This is a genomic window from Treponema sp. UBA753, assembly GCF_002297325.1.
Classification (GTDB): Bacteria; Spirochaetota; Spirochaetia; order Treponematales; family Treponemataceae; genus Treponema_D.
This window is the reverse complement of sequence record NZ_DBKJ01000098.1, coordinates 1-15,103: the sequence shown is the minus strand read 5'-3', so window position 1 is coordinate 15,103 and position 15,103 is coordinate 1. Positions and strand designations below refer to the sequence as shown.

Here is a 15,103-nt window from a genome sequence, read left to right as displayed (position 1 = left end):
ATGATTCCTCGCCATGGAAGTCCTTCTGTCGCAATGTCTTCTATAGATAGCTTTGCTTCCCGGGTATTGCAAAAAAAACAAATTCCTGTAATTTTTCCAGAAGGAACAAGAACCCGCGACGGAAATATAGGGCAGTTTTATGCTGCCGGTTTCAGGCGGCTGGTTGAAAGTACAAAACTTCCTGTTGCAGTTTGCGCTCTTGATGGAGGATGGCAAATTTCAAGGCTTAATTCTCTTTTTAGGAATCTTCACAAAGGCACTTACCGTGTAAAAGTTCTAAAAGTTTATCCTTTTCCTGAAACAAAGGAAGATGAAAAGCGAATTCTTGAAGAATCCCGGGAGCTTATAAAAAATCAGCTTGAAGAGTGGCGTAAGCTTCCTGTGGCATCTTCAGTTGTGTAATTTTGAGTTTTTTCAGTGATTTTATACTGAAAATTTGGATATTTGTAGTTTTATTTTGCTTAGAATTGCTGTTCTGTTCTTGACACACAAATGTTAAATTGTGTATATTTCTAGAACATATAAAGAAATCTGTGGTTGTTTCTAAGGTTTGTCCATTCTGAATCGCCGCTGTTTCTTTCAAATAAAAAGGCTTTCGATTTTTATGGGAAGCTGCAAATCTACTATGGAGGAAGACGATGGCCGGAGCCAGTAAGAACTCTCGTACAACTGTTGCAACACAGAAATTTATTTGCCCAGATTGCGGCGGTGAAATTGTAATGAAGACTTTTTTTGAGAACGGAAAACTCAAGAATCTTGCAGAATGCCAGAAATGCAAACGCATTGAGCGCAGACCTAAAGATTTTAAATAAAAATCAAAGCCGTAAACGGTATTTTCATAGGAATTTATTCGGAGGTATCCTGTGTCAGTAAAGAAAACATCTGCAGAAAAAAGACATGCACAGAGCGAAGTTCGCAGAATGCGCAACAAGGCTGTTAAGTCTAGAATACATACAAGCTTGAAGAAATACATGGAAGCTATCCTTAAAAAGGATCAGCCCCTTGCTCAGGAAAAACTCAAAGTTCTTCATTCAGAGCTTGACAATGCATACCGCAAGGGTGTAATAAAACTCAATGCTTGCGCACGCAAAAAGAGCCGCATGGCTATTCTTTACAATGTAACTTTTGCAGCTGCAAAATAAACTTTTAAGGATGTTGTTAAAAAAACAGCATCCTTTTGTTTGTGGTATTGAAATGTCTTCAAAAAAAGTTACAAAAAACGATTTGTTGGAAGCTGTTTATCAAAATACGAAATACGAAAAGCTTGCAGTTCAGACTATTATGGAAAATCTTTTCGATCAGATGAAAGAAGTTCTAAAAAATGGTAATACAATTGAATTGCGTGGCTTTGGAACGTTTGAGGCACGGCTTCGCAAAGGAAGACAAAATGCCCGCAACCCAAAAACAGGACAGCAGCTTTCTGTTGCTCCTCATTATGTCGTTGCTTTCCGCTCTGGTCAGGAATTGAAAAAGGCTTTATGGGATTTGCCCGTGAGCAAAGTTTCCAATGAGCAGAATTAAAAACTTTTTTTTGTTTTTAAGATTCAAGAGGTGTGCTGATGTCAGGATTTTCCGCTGGAAATTTAACAGTATTTGGACAAGAGACTGAATTCGACGGTGTGTTGGAATTTTCAGACAATCTTGTTATTACTGGCAAATTTCATGGAACAATAAACGCATCTGGCAATCTTGAAATTGAAAAAACTGCGGTTTGCGATGTTGACAAAATGAGCGCAAATTCAATTGTTGTTTCAGGAAAAATAACTGGAGATATAGAAGCAAAAGACCGTATAGAACTTTGTGATGGAAGCAAGGTTCACGGAGATTTAAAAGCTGCAAGGCTTCGTATTTCTGACGGAGTGGAATTTGAAGGAAAAATTTCCATGATTGATGAAATTCCTGCCTCTGATATTTTTTCTGTTGCTTCGGAAGAATATAAAAATTCTCTTATTATGCAGTCAAATGAAGCTAGGTAATTTTCAAAGTTAATTTTTATTGACAAAAATGCAGTATTGAGATTAGAATAAAACTGTTTTATTAGTAATTTTATTTCTTTTATTTTTCCGAAAATATTTATTTATCAAAAATTCCCTTTTGCTGGGTTTTTTATAAAATATGCTAGAAACTTTTATTCTGGCTTTTTTGAAATTAAAAATCATAAAAATTATTGCAGTTCTTGCATATAAAAACGACATGCCATATCTTTTGGGATGCCTATTTTGGAGTAATCTATGGCAATTATAAAACGCCGTAATTCAGATGAAGCAGCGGAAATTCAGACCGAAGAAGCCGCAAGCCAGTTGGAAGGAAATGAAAATCCTGAATCTACAGAATCAGATGAGGCGAAAAATCCTCCTAAAGTAAGAAGACGGCGGATAGTAAAAAAATCAGCTGAACAAGAAAGCGTAGAGCCAGAGGCTTCAGATGAATCTTCTTCTGAGTCACAAGAAAATGGTTCTGCGACTTCTGAATCTTTATCTGAGCCACAAACTCAGTCCCACCATGAATCTTCAGAATCAAATTCTGATTCAAGCCATGAAGAGCATTATGTGCCTCGCCAGCGTTATGACAATAACAGAAGATGGAACGGCAACAATCGCTATGGAAACCGGCGTTACAACAACAACCGTTACAACAACACAAATTATGAAAGAAATCTTCAGGCTAGGCTAGAGGCTGTTCAGGCTGCCCAGAAAATTGAAAATCCAGAGGAATATGAGTCAAAGCCACGTCTTTTGATTAATGACCTTACAAAGAAAAGCATGCCGGAACTTAGAGAGCTTGGCGTTCAGTATGGAATTTCTGCTGATGAAATGGCTCCTATGAAAAAGCAGGATTTGATTTTTTCAATTTTACGTGCGCATACGGAACACGGCGGAATTATTTTTGCTTCTGGTGCATTGGAAATTCTTCCTGATGGCTATGGCTTTCTTAGAAGTCCGCAGAACTCTTATCTTCCTGGTCCTGATGACATTTATATTTCACCAAGTCAAATCCGCTTGTTCAACTTAAAAACTGGCGACACAATTTATGGTCAGACAAGAAGCCCTAAGGAAGGTGAAAAATTCTTTGCACTTTTGCGCATTGAAACTGTGAATTTTGAAGATCCTTATGTTGCGCAGACTCGTGTTCCTTTTGAAAATCTTACGCCGCTTTATCCTAATGAAAAACTTAGACTTGAAACAGTTTCAACAGAACTTAGCACACGCATTGTTGATCTTTTTGTTCCGATTGGAAAAGGTCAGCGTCTTTTGATTGTTGCTCCTCCAAAAGCTGGAAAAACGACATTGATGCAGAAAATTGCAAATGCCATAACTGTAAATAATCCAGAAGTTTATTTGATTGTACTTCTTATTGACGAGCGTCCGGAAGAAGTTACAGAAATGGAGCGTTCTATTCATGCGGAAGTTATTTCTTCAACTTTTGATGAGCAGGCGACTCGCCATGTTCAGGTTGCTGAAATGGTTTTGGAAAAAGCAAAACGCCTTGTTGAGCATAAGCGCGATGTTGTTATTTTCCTTGATTCTATAACTCGTCTTGCACGTGCGTACAACCAGACTGTTCCGACTTCTGGAAAAGTCCTTTCCGGCGGGGTTGATTCAAACGCGCTTCACAAGCCAAAGAGATTTTTTGGCGCGGCTAGAAATGTGGAAGAGGGCGGTTCTCTTACAATAATTTCAACTTCGCTTATTGAAACTGGAAGCCGCATGGATGAAGTTATTTTTGAAGAGTTCAAGGGAACTGGCAACAGCGAAATCGATCTTGACAGAAAACTTGCTGAGCGCAGATTGTTCCCGGCAATTAATATTAAAAAATCCGGCACAAGAAAAGAAGAGCTTTTGCTTTCTGAAGCTGAACTTCAGCGTATGTGGATTCTTCGCAAAGTTCTTAATCCTATGGATGACGCCGATATGCTTGAACTTATCCGTGACAAAATGCGAAAGACAAAGGACAACGAGGCTTTCCTTGCGTCAATGAATCCTGGCGGTTTGTCTGAAGAATAAAAAAAAGCACGGTTTTATAAAGATGTTTTTGTGCATTTTTGGCACTTTCTTTATAAAAACCCGTGCAATATAAAGTGGGGCTGTCTAATGACAGCCTTCTTTTTTTTAAATTACTGTTCCGTCTGGAATAACTGCGCCTTTTCTGATAACGATGATTCCGTCTGAACTATAGAACAAACCGTGATCTCCGTCTTCATAAGTTTTTCCATTGATGTTTATGCAACAGTTGTTTCCGATGTGTGCATTTTTATCAATGATTGCTTTGTTTATTTTGCAGTTCTTTCCGATTCCAAGATCTGGAATTTTCTTCTTTTTGTTTTCAGCTTTGTCTTCTTCGCTTTCGTAGAAGTCAGCGCCCATCATTACAACGCCGTTCAAATCGCAGCCTTCGTTTATTATAGAGCGGATGCCTATTACGGATTTTTGCACGCGTGAATATTCAATTACACATCCTTCGCTTGCAAGTGTCGCAGTCATGTTTGCGTTGTTGATTTTGCTCGGCGGAAGATTGCGCATCTGTGTGTAAATAGGCTTGTCTTCTTCGTAAAGATTGAAATTTGGAACAGGATTTGTAAGATCCAATGTGGCTTCGTAGAATGAACGAATTGTTCCAATGTCTTCCCAGTAGTCGTTGAAAATGTAGCTGTTGACTTGCTTTGACTTTATTGCCATTGGAATAATTTCTTTTCCAAAGTCAGTCTTGTCATTGCTTAAAAGCTCTTCCATTGTTGAAGCGTTGAAAATGTAAATTCCCATTGAAGCAAGATATTCAAGGCTTGCAGGAAGATCGCCTCTTGATTTTTCTGGAATTTTCCAGGCGTCAATGTTCATGTCAGCAGCCGGCTTTTCCATGAAAGCTGTAATGCGGTTTGTGTCGTCAACCTGCATGATTCCGAATCCAGAAGCATCACGGCGGTTTACAGCTTTTGCTGCGATTGTGATTTCAGCGCCGCTTTCAATATGCTTGTTCATAAAATCCTTGAGATTCATCTTGTAAAGCTGATCGCCTGAAAGGATTATGTAATGTGTTGGACGCTGAACTCTAAAATGTCCGAAGTTTTTGCGGACTGCATCTGCTGTTCCTTCATACCAGCCTGAATGTTCAAGAGTCTGCTCTGCTGCAAGAATTTCTACAAATCCGTCTGAAAAGCGGTCAAAGTTGTAGGAATTATTTATGTGCAGGTGGAGCGACGCAGAGTTAAACTGTGTTAAAAGATAAATTTTTTTGTAGCCAGAGTTGATGCAGTTTGAAATAGGAATATCTACAATTCTATATTTTCCGCCGAAAGGAACCGCTGGTTTGGATCTTTCTTTTGTAAGAGGGTAGAGTCTTGTTCCTTTTCCTCCGCCCAAAATGATTGCAAGAACTCTTGGTTCTTCTGTGTTTTTCAAAGCCATATTATTAAATTCCTCCGCTTGGTAAAACTTGAGATTTATACCCAAATTTTTTGAAATGTTCTTTCAATATTATAAAACACTTTCTGAATTTTGCAACAAAATATCTTGATTTTATTATACGAAACTTCCAAAAAAAATTATTTTTTAAGCTGTTTCTGAAAAAAGTTAAACACTCTGCTTTTCTTTCATTCCGAGGAATTCCTTGAACAGTTTTTCCTGCATTGGCTTGGCGTAATAGAATCCCTGGGCAATGTCGCAGCCGCTTGTTTTTAGCATTTCGCACTGGTCTTTTGTTTCGACTCCTTCGGCGACTGTTGTTATGTTGAGTTTTTTTGCCATTTCGATTACAGAAGTTATGATAATTCGTTCCTTTTGATTTTTGTTTTCTTCTTGGGACGAAAGAAATTCCTTGTCTAGCTTTATTACATCAGCCGGCATATTCTTTAAAAGGTTCAGTGAAGAATATCCAGCTCCAAAATCATCTACGGAAACAGAAAATCCTGCTTTTTTAATTTCGCTCATTATTTTTATAAGTCGGTTTGGATTATCAATCATGATTCTTTCTGTAAGCTCGACTTCTATTTTGTTGTCGCCAATGTCGTAGCTGCGTGAAATTTGCTTTAGGTCGCTGATTAAATTCGGGTTGTAAAGGTTGTAGCGGCTTAGATTGAATGAAATTGTAAGCGGCTGGCTTTTGCTTTCGGGAGTCTTGTTCCATTCTTCAAGAAAAAGGCAGACTCTGTTCAGCACAAACTTATCGATTTTTTCTATAAAACCGTTGTCTTCAAAAAGCGGTATGAATCTTGCAGGCGAAAGAAAACCTTTGCGCGGATTGTTCCATCTTATAAGAGCTTCTGCTCCGATTACAGTTTCGTCTTCAAACTTGAACTTTGGCTGGTAAAAAACTTCAAACTCTTTATTTTCAAAAGCTTCTTCCATAGAAAGCGTTATTTCCCTGTTCCAATTGTGGGAATCTTTCAGCTCGCTTGTATATTCGATTACTCTGTGGGTCGCAAAATGATTTTTGTATAGTTTTTGAGCTAGGTTCGCCTTGTCTATCATGGATTCTATGTCGTCCAGCGGATTTTCTATGCGGTAAATGCTCGCGCTGAATGTAAACTGATATTTTGGAGGAAGATATTTTTTTACGATATTGTCTACATTTGTCATGTTGTATACGCGCTCTTCTATGTCCCAGAAAAATTCCATGTTTTTCATAAGGAAGACAAAGTTGTCTGCGTAAAACCTGCACACAAACTCATTTTTTCCGCATTGGGATTTAAAGTGATGCCCTAAAAGCTTTAAAATTTCATTTCCGCAGAGAATTCCGTAAGTGTCGTTTATGATTCTAAAATTGTCTGCATTAAGAGAAAGAATCATGTATTCGTTTGGAAGCGCGTTTTTTAGAAGCTTTTTTGCATCGGTTTCAAAGTGCCTGTATGCAGGAAGCCCGGTTATGTTGTCGTGTTCAATCATGTAGCTTTTTTTATGTAGAATCAGTAGAAGAAGAGCTATTACAAAGCAAATCAGTGTAGCAAAAAAAATTAAAATCATTGCGGCAAAACGTGGACTGTACATTTTTATAATCTCGTAAAAAAATTAAGTAGAATGAATAAAGTATAAACTGCAATTCTTCAAAAAACAAGGAAAATTTTGTTTAAAATACATGATATTTGCTTTGATCTGATTTAGCTTAACTTTTTTACTCGGATTCCGATAAACTAATTGAGGTTATGTTATGATTAGAGGCTGGTATATCGGAGCAAGCGGAATGAACGCTCAGCAAAGCAGGCTGGACACAATTTCGAATAATCTTGCGAATGTAGACACAACAGGCTTTAAAAAGGAAATTCCTGTAAACAAGGAATTCAGCGAGCTTTTGCTTAGAAGGACTGCGGCAGACGGCGTGTACAAAACACCTTTTGGTTCTGCGGATGCGGCTCCAATAATCGGTTCAATAGGGCTTGGCGTTGAAACGAATGAGCTTTATACAGATTTTACTCAAGGCTCTTTTAAATCAACAGATACAAAAACAGACATGGCTTTAGGCGGAGAAGGATTTTTTGCAGTTCAGACTCCGGCTGGCGAACGCTATACTCGCAACGGAAATTTTCACCTTGGAAAAGAAGGAATTCTTTTGACAAAGGAAGGCTATCCTGTTCTTGGTGAAAACGGAGCGATTCATGTTCCTAATGACAAGTTTTTTGTAAATCAGGACGGAATGATTTATACAAATGAAGACAACGAGCTTGTGGACAGAATAAAAGTTGTCCGCTTTGAAAACGAGCGTTTCCTAAAAAAGCAAGGCTCTTCGCTTTGGAATTCAAATGAAATTTCTGGAGATGCGTATGTTGCAGAAGGTGATGAGCGTCCGCGTCTTTTGCAAGGATATACGGAAGCAAGCAATGTGAATGTTGTAAATGAAATGGTTCAGATGATAGAAGTAAACCGGGCTTACGAGGCGAACCAGAAGTCAGTTCAGACAGAAGACAGCATGATGGACACACTTTGGTCTAAAGTTGTTACTGTAAACCGCTAATAAGAGGGAATAGAAAATGGTAAGAAGTTTATGGAATGCCGCTACAGGAATGAACGGCCAGCAGATGAATATAGACACAATCTCAAACAATCTCTCTAACGTAAACACAACTGGGTTTAAGCAGCATCGCGCTGAATTTGAAGATCTTCTTTATCAGAATGTAAAGCTTGCAGGAACTCCGGCTACGGAAGACACTGTAACTCCTGTTGGGCATCAGATGGGAAGCGGTGTTAAAGTTGGAGCCACACAGCGTATTATGACCCAAGGTTCTTTGCAGGCGACAGGAGTTGACACAGATGTTGCTGTTGTCGGAGACGGATTCTTTAGAGTTCAACAGTACGATGGAAGCTGGGCATACACAAGAGACGGTTCATTCAAGGTTGATTCAACCGGGCAGCTTGTAACGGCAAACGGACTGCGCGTAATGCCTGAGATAATCATGCCGGAAGGATTTCAGCTTGAAACTCTTTCTATTTCTGATGGCGGAAGAGTAAACGTAAAAGTAAACGGTGAGCTTGAGCCTATTGAAGTCGGCCAGCTTGAACTTTACAGATTTCCGAATGCAGTCGGACTTGAAAACACAGGCGACAATCTTTACAAAGTTACAAACGCTTCTGGAGACCCAATTGCCGGACGTCCTGGAATTGACGGAATGGGAATTACAAAGCATAAGTTCCTTGAAATGAGCAACGTTTCTGTTGTAAATGAAATGGTTCAGATGATTGTTGCCCAGCGCGCTTATGAGTTCAACTCAAAGGCAATTCAAACTAGCGACAATATGCTTCAGACAGCCGCCGGACTTAAGCGTTAAAAATTGAATAGCTAGCGACCAGGCTCTGCTCAAGGCTCTTTATCTTGCGACTTTTGAGGCGACAAAAAAATGGACTCAGCCGGTTCACAGCTGGGGCCAGGTCTACGGTGAGATGTGCATAATGTATGAAGGCCGTCTGCCTGACTAGTCTCAAAAAAAAAGACAGCTTCCCGTCGGGGGAAGCTGTCTTAAAAAAATAACTCTTGATAAAAAATCAACTGTATTTTATATTCGAATCAATAACAGTGGCTGTCAGCTGCTTGCGGGATTTATCCGCATTAAAACTTTTTACCGCAGCCTGCTGAATTTACAGAAAGGACTTCACACTCTCTTCATAGTCATAGTTCGACAATATTTTATCAGTAAAATATTCTTTTACAGATTTTTCCAATTGATTAAGTTTACTGCCAACAGTAACTAAAGTGCTGCTTAAAGATGTTGCTTTTGTTCGAGTTGAATTGTATCTGACATGTCCTTCTCCTGCGGTTTTCATCTTGGAAAGGAAGTTTTTTTATGAACAAAAAAAACTCCCGACGGTTCTTTCTTTTACGGAAGACTGTTCCTCAGGGGGGGGGAACTCATTGTTCGGGAGCCTGCGGCAGCGACTTTCAAGTTTCTTTTAAAGAAACTTGAAAGTTTAAGGAAAAAACTAATTAAGATACATTGAAAATATTGTACTGATACATGTATCTTTATATTTTTTTCCAAGATATACATCCTTGATTACAATTTCTATTTCTTCATTGTATAATCCATCCAAGTTAATAATCTGAGGGTTAGGAGAATCTTTTAATTCAAATTCTTTTTGTATTTTTGACTTCAAAAAAGATATAGTAATTATCTTTGGTCTTGAATTATTCTCAAACAGGTAAGATTTCTTCGCGGAAACATATCCTGATATAATTATAAGATTTCTTGCATTTATACTTAATCTGATTTTTTCTCCAATTCCATAATCTTCAGACGCTTCACACCACGGAGAATCTAACTTAAAATTTGATAAATTCTGTACTGTGTAAACCTTACTACCTTCTCTCAACTCAGAAGTCGCTGAAATGAATGAGGGGAAAAACAGTCCTTCAGTTTGATTAAATGATATAGAAGCCCCTGTGAATATACATTCATTCGTTTCACAATCATATAAAATTAAGCAAAAATCTGATTTTAAAGCATAAAATCTTTTATTACAATTTTCATTACTTATGGTTAAAATATATGCCTTTTCATAATCTGTTAACGAATAAACAAAATCATTATTCCATAATAAATCTGGATTATCATCAGCATCATTATAAAAGGAAACCTTATTCGAAGGCTTAAAAACTATTGACTTAAATGAACTGTTATCAAAACCATTGTAAAATTCATTTGCATATGAAACGAATGCAATTAATATATATATAATTAAAAAACTTATCTTCTTCATTTTAATCTTCCTTTGGTGCCGCAATATTAATCTTTATTGTATCACCTTTAGCCCATGCATCTTTTCCAACACCATATTCAAATCCTACATCTTTTAAGATATTAGTAACTTCATTAAAATCCTCAAGATGAGAAATTTGGCATCCAAGACTTAAAGGTCTACCTTTTGCACTACCACTTCCATATTCTTCAGTTTCGCCTAGAGCCGTTTTGACATTTGGATGACATAAGACAGCATCAGATTCTTTTACATTATTGCCGGTAATACTAATTGCGTTTTCATAACTTCCTGATTTATTCAATAATGTTCCTGTGTAAGTTCCGACATCGATGGTTCCACCTTTACCAGCATCTACTTGACTTTTCCAGTCTGCTGTAGATTGAACATCAATTGTGTTTAATGGAATTCCACAAAAAGAAATACTTCCTTTAGATTGAAAATATTTTCCGTTTTGACCGTTATCATCAACACTTCGTTGAATCTGAATAGACGTATGTTCTTTTATAAAAGTTCGAGCAGTCTTAGAATGATTAGAAATAAATTTTAGCGCTGACGTTGCAATTTTTTGAGCTACGTTTTGTGCCCTTCCATCCGGATCCGTAAATCTGATTGGATTATTCCCAGCGTAGTGGTACAGCTGCAAATTCACTGTGTTGAAAACTCCTCCCATGCCCGGCAGGCTGCCTGCATCGCTGGCAGTCGCCTTTCCAGCACTTGGAATATACTCACCCAGCGCCGGGTCTGTGCTTATCCACTGGCTTGTTCTTGGATTTAAATAGCGCGCGCCATAATAATAAAGCCCTGTTTCTTCATCGAGTTCCTTGCCTGTGAACTTGTACGACAGATACTCCAATCCATTGTTGATTGTCTTCTCAACCCAGGTCTCACCATAAGGCGTGTACTCAATGTGCTGGTACTCGTCGCCCTTATAGTTCGTGATGAGGCTTGCGCTTCCCAAGTGGTCTGAGTGATAATAATACTGCTTGTAATACTCCTCATGGTAAGTCGGATTCTCACCGCTGTTCAGCTTTGTGACAATCCTTGTTTCACCTAAATAAATATTTTTAGCAGTCTGTCCGCCGTAGACATTATTACCACTGTCGGTGTGCAGAGTCCACATTTTGTTGAAGTAAAGCGTTTCGGAATTCTGCGTGTATTTATTAGAACGCTGTCCGTCCTGTCCGTAGACGTAGGCTGTGCTGTAGTTGTCATCAACAGAGCTTACAAGCTGGTTGCGCTCGTTCCATTTGTAGGTTCTCTTGTATTTAGCGGAGCTTGCTTTTCCGCTGTTTTTATCTTCCTCTTTAAATAATCCCCATCCATAATCCGTAGAGTAGACGTTTTCTGATTCCTGCGTAATCTTGTGGTAAACGGTTTCTTCGCTGCCGCTCTCAAAGCTGCCGTCCTGCTCGCAGACGATGTTTCCGTTAGCGTCGTACTTGTAATAGCGGCCGCCCGCGCTTGTCAGGCGGTGGGCGTAGCTGTCATCGTAGACATAGTTAAAGCTGTAGTTCAGGCTGTCTCCGATTGCCTTATTTGGCGATACAGTTTCTGTTGAGATTTTGGATGTCATGTTTCCAAGCCCGTCAGAATCAAACGCGATCTTTTGTTAGTGATAAAAAATTTTGTATACTGTATAAAATATTATAAATGAGATTAAGCCTCCAAATATTGCTACGAATCTTACAAAATGATAAAGCCATATAGGATCTTCTTTGTTAGAACATTTCCATTTATTAATTATACCTACTCCCCCCCCCCATGATATTCCATCTAGCAATAATACTATTAATAAAAAATTAACCTTTGTTTGTTTATATGCTATATAGCAAATTAATCCCAAAATAAATAGTAAAATTTCACATGAATTAAAGTTTGTTTTCATTTATCATCCTCATTTTTCATATAGTTTTGTAAAATTTTATCAGTAAATGCAGCAGTTGCATCAGCATTGAATGTTGATACAGAATCTTTGAAACCATATTGAATTCCCTTTGAAATTCCATAATTAGTTCCTATAGATAGTGCAAATGATTCTGTTGTTAACTTAAATTTTTCCATATCTTTTTTATTTCCAGTACATAAAGCTTTTAATCCTAGTAGAGGAATTTCTGCACCTCCAGCTATTGTAGATATACTGCCCATGGAAAATGCTATTTCAGGTTGACCAGTAGCAAATCCAGCTAATGCAATATCTCCTGTTACTTCTGAGATTATTCCTGCAGTTTTAGAGGAGGCTTCAAAGAAAATCTCTCCAGAACTTTTTATATTTTCACCTGTATTTTTGATAATCTCATTGACTGCATTTTTTGTAATTGTGTTGGCTAAAATTTGTGCAGAAGCATCGCCAGATAATGAGTCTCCATAAGTTTTTATAGTTTTGAAATTTGCATCCTTGGTAAACAAAAAAGAAACAAAACTAGAAAAAGATGTAAATGGAATGAAATCTTCCCTTCCATCTGGGTCAGTGTATCTGATTGGATTATTCCCTGCGTAGTGGTACAAATTAGCATTGATGTGATTAAACACACCTCCCATACCCGGCAGATTCTGGTTGTTTTTCTTTGCCTCGTCATTCACTGGAGCTGCAGGTATATATTCACCCAGCGCCGGGTCTGTGCTTATCCACTGGCTTGTTCTTGGATTTAAATAGCGCGCGCCATAATAATAAAGCCCTGTTTCTTCATCGAGTTCCTTAGCGGTAAATCTATACGGCAGGTACTCAAGCCCAGTGTTGCTTGTATTCTCAACCCAGGTCTCGCCGTAAGGCGTGTACTCAATTCTCTGGTACTCATCGCCCTTGTAGTCTGTGATGAGCGAGGCAGAGCCGAGATGGTCAGAGTGGTAGTAGTACTGCTTGTAGTACTCCTCGTTGTAGGTCGGCTCGTCGCCGCTGTTGAGCTTGGTTACAATGCGCGTGTCTCCAAGATATATGTTTTTTGCGGTCTGTCCGCCGTAGACATTGTTTCCGCTGTCTGTGTGGAGCGTCCACATCTTATTAAAATATAATGTCTCGGAATTCTGCGTGTATTTGTTGCTCCGCTGTCCGTCCTGTCCGTAGACGTAGGCGGTGCTGTAGCTGTCATCCACGCTTGAAACTAATTGGTTACGCTCGTTCCATTTATAGGTGCGCTTGTACTTAGTGCCGTTTATTTTTCCGTTTCCGCCACCGCTTTTATCTTCCTCTTTAAATAATCCCCAGCCGTAATCTGTTGAATAAACATCGTCAGCTTCCTGTGTTATTTTATGATAAGTAACGGTTTCATCAGAGCCGTCAAACGCTCCGTCCTGCTCGCAGACGATGTTTCCGTTTGCGTCGTACTTATAATAACGTTCGCCTGCATGAACAAGCCTATGGGCAAAGTTTTCGTCATATACATACTTGAAACTGTAGTTCAGATTATCACCGATAGTCTTCTGAGGCGTTATGCTTTCTAACGAAACTTTGCTTGTCATGTTTCCAAGTCCAATACTATCAAAAGTAAAGGTTTGTGTATAGTTAGACTTGAACTCCGGCACGCTGGACTGGTACGGATTGTAGGTCGTCTCGCCGTCCGCTTTTATCAATTGATACAAACTGTCATAAGAGTATGCCTGCCTTGTTGTGTAGCTTCCGCTTGCGTCGCCAAGGCAATCATTCTCGTAACCAAGGACATTGCCGACCGCATCAAAACTATAGGCTATATTCTGGTAACTTTGCCCCCACTTGTTTTCAGTTTTAATTGAATCAAGCCATCTGCGCGCAGGGTCATAATTATATTCTGTGAATGTTCCGTTTCCGTAGTCTATGCGCGTTCTTTGTCCGTACTGGTCGTAGAGGATGTTTGTCACATAGTTGAATTCGTTTCCATAATTAGAGCCTGTTACAGAAATTACCTGACCGCCGTTGTCGTAGTCGTAGGTTACTTTCTCTCCGTCGGGGTAGGCTATCCACTGCATTCTGCCGAGGTAGTCGCTTCTGTATTCCATGACGGCGGTCTCTGTCGGATTGCTGCCGTTCAGGTGTGTTGCCAGTGTTCTGGTTTCTTTTATAACTTCGCCAAGCTTTCCATACTCGTACTCAAGTGAGCCGCTTGCGTCTGTTACAGACAGAATCCTGTTTGCCGCTCCATGCGTGCTGTTTGCGCCTCCGTAGGTATAAACAGTATCTTCCGTGTCGGGATAATCAATTCTTATAAGGCGGTTCAGCCCGTCATACTCGTAAAGAATTTGTTTGTTGCTTTCGCGCAGAACGCTGCTGCTTTCGCGCACGAGGCTGGAGCACTCGTCATAGAAAAATTCCTGCCGTCCTGAGTCCTTGCTTTCAAGGGCGGTTCTGCGACCAAGAAGGTCGTATTCCGCCGTTATCGGGTGTCCTTTCGCGTCAAAGGCCTTTAGCATTTCGCCCATAGCATTATAGCGGTAAGTTGCCTGCGTGAGCAGTTTTCCATGTGCGTCCTTTTTCGCTATTCGGACAATGTTTCCGCGGCTGTCTGTCTCCTGCGCAGACACATTTCCGAGCGGGTCGGCTGTCTCTGTTATTAGCCTGTTTTCTTCTATATAAAAGGCACTTGACTGCATAGAGCTGTCGGGCAGGGTAGTCTTAATTTGCCTGTCCTTCTCGTCGTATTCATAAGCGGTATATAAAGCTGTCATTTTTGGCACGGATTCAAGAAGCGTCTGAATGTCTCCCTGTATGAATTCCGTCATGCCTTCCTTTGTGGCTCTTCCCTTGCTGTCGTACTCGACCGCGCCGCTCGCGTTCCAGCCGTCCCTGCCGTTGACAAAGCCGGACTTTGCAGTTCTGACCGCACGGCCAAGTCCGTCGATTTGAAGCACAGTCTGGATAACGGAGTCATCGCCAGCGTCAAAAGTTACCTTGTTGCTGGTAACGGCATGCCATAATTCATGATGCCCAGAAGAATCATTGTTTGGCGTTTTGTATT

13 protein-coding genes are annotated in these 15,103 nt (G+C 39.6%); 8 read left to right on the top strand and 5 right to left on the bottom strand.

Translation table 11 applies throughout. The annotated features are described in order from the left end of the window. The 6 genes from B4C08_RS08185 to rho all read left to right on the top strand — a co-directional run. Positions 1-402: lysophospholipid acyltransferase family protein (locus B4C08_RS08185; protein WP_296664333.1), on the top strand; the 402-nt coding region annotated here is incomplete at its 5' end. 236 nt (positions 403-638) lie between these two features. After that, on the top strand, positions 639-812 hold the full coding sequence (locus tag B4C08_RS08180) for a hypothetical protein (protein ID WP_013701598.1): 174 nt from the start codon (positions 639-641) through the stop codon (positions 810-812). Positions 813-863: 51 nt separating this feature from the next. Next, on the top strand, positions 864-1,142 hold the full coding sequence (gene rpsT, locus B4C08_RS08175) for a 30S ribosomal protein S20 (RefSeq protein ID WP_295796282.1): 279 nt from the start codon (positions 864-866) through the stop codon (positions 1,140-1,142). 10 nt (positions 1,143-1,152) lie between these two features. After that, positions 1,153-1,521 carry an HU family DNA-binding protein gene (locus B4C08_RS08170; protein ID WP_296664332.1) on the top strand — a complete coding sequence of 123 codons (369 nt, stop codon included), beginning with the start codon at positions 1,153-1,155 and terminating at the stop codon, positions 1,519-1,521. Between the two features lie 38 nt (positions 1,522-1,559). Then, positions 1,560-1,976: a bactofilin family protein gene (locus B4C08_RS08165; RefSeq protein WP_295796277.1), complete on the top strand. Its 417-nt coding sequence runs from the start codon at positions 1,560-1,562 to the stop codon at positions 1,974-1,976. Positions 1,977-2,231: 255 nt separating this feature from the next. After that, the gene (gene rho / locus B4C08_RS08160) at positions 2,232-4,004 is read left to right on the top strand and encodes a transcription termination factor Rho (RefSeq protein ID WP_296664331.1); all 1,773 of its coding nucleotides are present in this window, start codon (positions 2,232-2,234) and stop codon (positions 4,002-4,004) included. Positions 4,005-4,109: 105 nt separating this feature from the next. Here rho and B4C08_RS08155 read toward each other — a convergent pair whose 3' ends face one another. Together B4C08_RS08155 and B4C08_RS08150 are read right to left on the bottom strand one after the other, a co-directional pair. Beyond that, positions 4,110-5,402: a glucose-1-phosphate adenylyltransferase gene (locus tag B4C08_RS08155; protein ID WP_295800626.1), complete on the bottom strand. Its 1,293-nt coding sequence runs from the start codon at positions 5,400-5,402 to the stop codon at positions 4,110-4,112. A 165-nt stretch (positions 5,403-5,567) separates the two neighbouring features. Then, on the bottom strand, positions 5,568-6,980 hold the full coding sequence (locus tag B4C08_RS08150) for a putative bifunctional diguanylate cyclase/phosphodiesterase (RefSeq protein ID WP_296664330.1): 1,413 nt from the start codon (positions 6,978-6,980) through the stop codon (positions 5,568-5,570). A gap of 160 nt (positions 6,981-7,140) precedes the next feature. Here B4C08_RS08150 and flgF point away from each other — a divergent pair, with 160 nt between their 5' ends. Then, positions 7,141-7,941 carry a flagellar basal-body rod protein FlgF gene (flgF, locus tag B4C08_RS08145; protein WP_296664329.1) on the top strand — a complete coding sequence of 267 codons (801 nt, stop codon included), beginning with the start codon at positions 7,141-7,143 and terminating at the stop codon, positions 7,939-7,941. Positions 7,942-7,957: 16 nt separating this feature from the next. After that, a complete protein-coding gene (gene flgG, locus B4C08_RS08140) occupies positions 7,958-8,752 on the top strand; it encodes a flagellar basal-body rod protein FlgG (RefSeq protein WP_295800637.1) in 795 nt (264 codons plus the stop codon). A 649-nt stretch (positions 8,753-9,401) separates the two neighbouring features. Here flgG and B4C08_RS08135 read toward each other — a convergent pair. The 3 genes from B4C08_RS08135 to B4C08_RS08125 form a co-directional block, all read right to left on the bottom strand. Continuing rightward, positions 9,402-10,178: an NADase-type glycan-binding domain-containing protein gene (locus B4C08_RS08135; RefSeq protein WP_296664328.1), complete on the bottom strand. Its 777-nt coding sequence runs from the start codon at positions 10,176-10,178 to the stop codon at positions 9,402-9,404. A 1-nt stretch (position 10,179) separates the two neighbouring features. Continuing rightward, positions 10,180-11,751 carry an RHS repeat-associated core domain-containing protein gene (locus B4C08_RS08130; RefSeq protein ID WP_296664327.1) on the bottom strand — a complete coding sequence of 524 codons (1,572 nt, stop codon included), beginning with the start codon at positions 11,749-11,751 and terminating at the stop codon, positions 10,180-10,182. A gap of 308 nt (positions 11,752-12,059) precedes the next feature. Further along, a partial coding sequence (locus tag B4C08_RS08125) for an RHS repeat-associated core domain-containing protein (RefSeq protein WP_296664326.1) occupies positions 12,060-15,103 on the bottom strand: 3,044 nt, incomplete at its 5' end.

What these genes read in the sequence shown, in the direction of transcription:
- B4C08_RS08155 (WP_295800626.1), bottom strand. Translation starts at nt 5,402, where the DNA reads ATGGCTTTGAAAAACACAGAAGAACCAAGAGTTCTTGCAATCATTTTG.
- B4C08_RS08180 (WP_013701598.1), top strand. Translation starts at nt 639, where the DNA reads ATGGCCGGAGCCAGTAAGAACTCTCGTACAACTGTTGCAACACAGAAA.
- flgG (WP_295800637.1), top strand. Translation starts at nt 7,958, where the DNA reads ATGGTAAGAAGTTTATGGAATGCCGCTACAGGAATGAACGGCCAGCAG.
- B4C08_RS08170 (WP_296664332.1), top strand. Translation starts at nt 1,153, where the DNA reads ATGTTGTTAAAAAAACAGCATCCTTTTGTTTGTGGTATTGAAATGTCT.
- flgF (WP_296664329.1), top strand. Translation starts at nt 7,141, where the DNA reads ATGATTAGAGGCTGGTATATCGGAGCAAGCGGAATGAACGCTCAGCAA.
- B4C08_RS08135 (WP_296664328.1), bottom strand. Translation starts at nt 10,178, where the DNA reads ATGAAGAAGATAAGTTTTTTAATTATATATATATTAATTGCATTCGTT.
- B4C08_RS08130 (WP_296664327.1), bottom strand. Translation starts at nt 11,751, where the DNA reads ATGACATCCAAAATCTCAACAGAAACTGTATCGCCAAATAAGGCAATC.
- B4C08_RS08165 (WP_295796277.1), top strand. Translation starts at nt 1,560, where the DNA reads ATGTCAGGATTTTCCGCTGGAAATTTAACAGTATTTGGACAAGAGACT.
- rho (WP_296664331.1), top strand. Translation starts at nt 2,232, where the DNA reads ATGGCAATTATAAAACGCCGTAATTCAGATGAAGCAGCGGAAATTCAG.
- B4C08_RS08150 (WP_296664330.1), bottom strand. Translation starts at nt 6,980, where the DNA reads ATGTACAGTCCACGTTTTGCCGCAATGATTTTAATTTTTTTTGCTACA.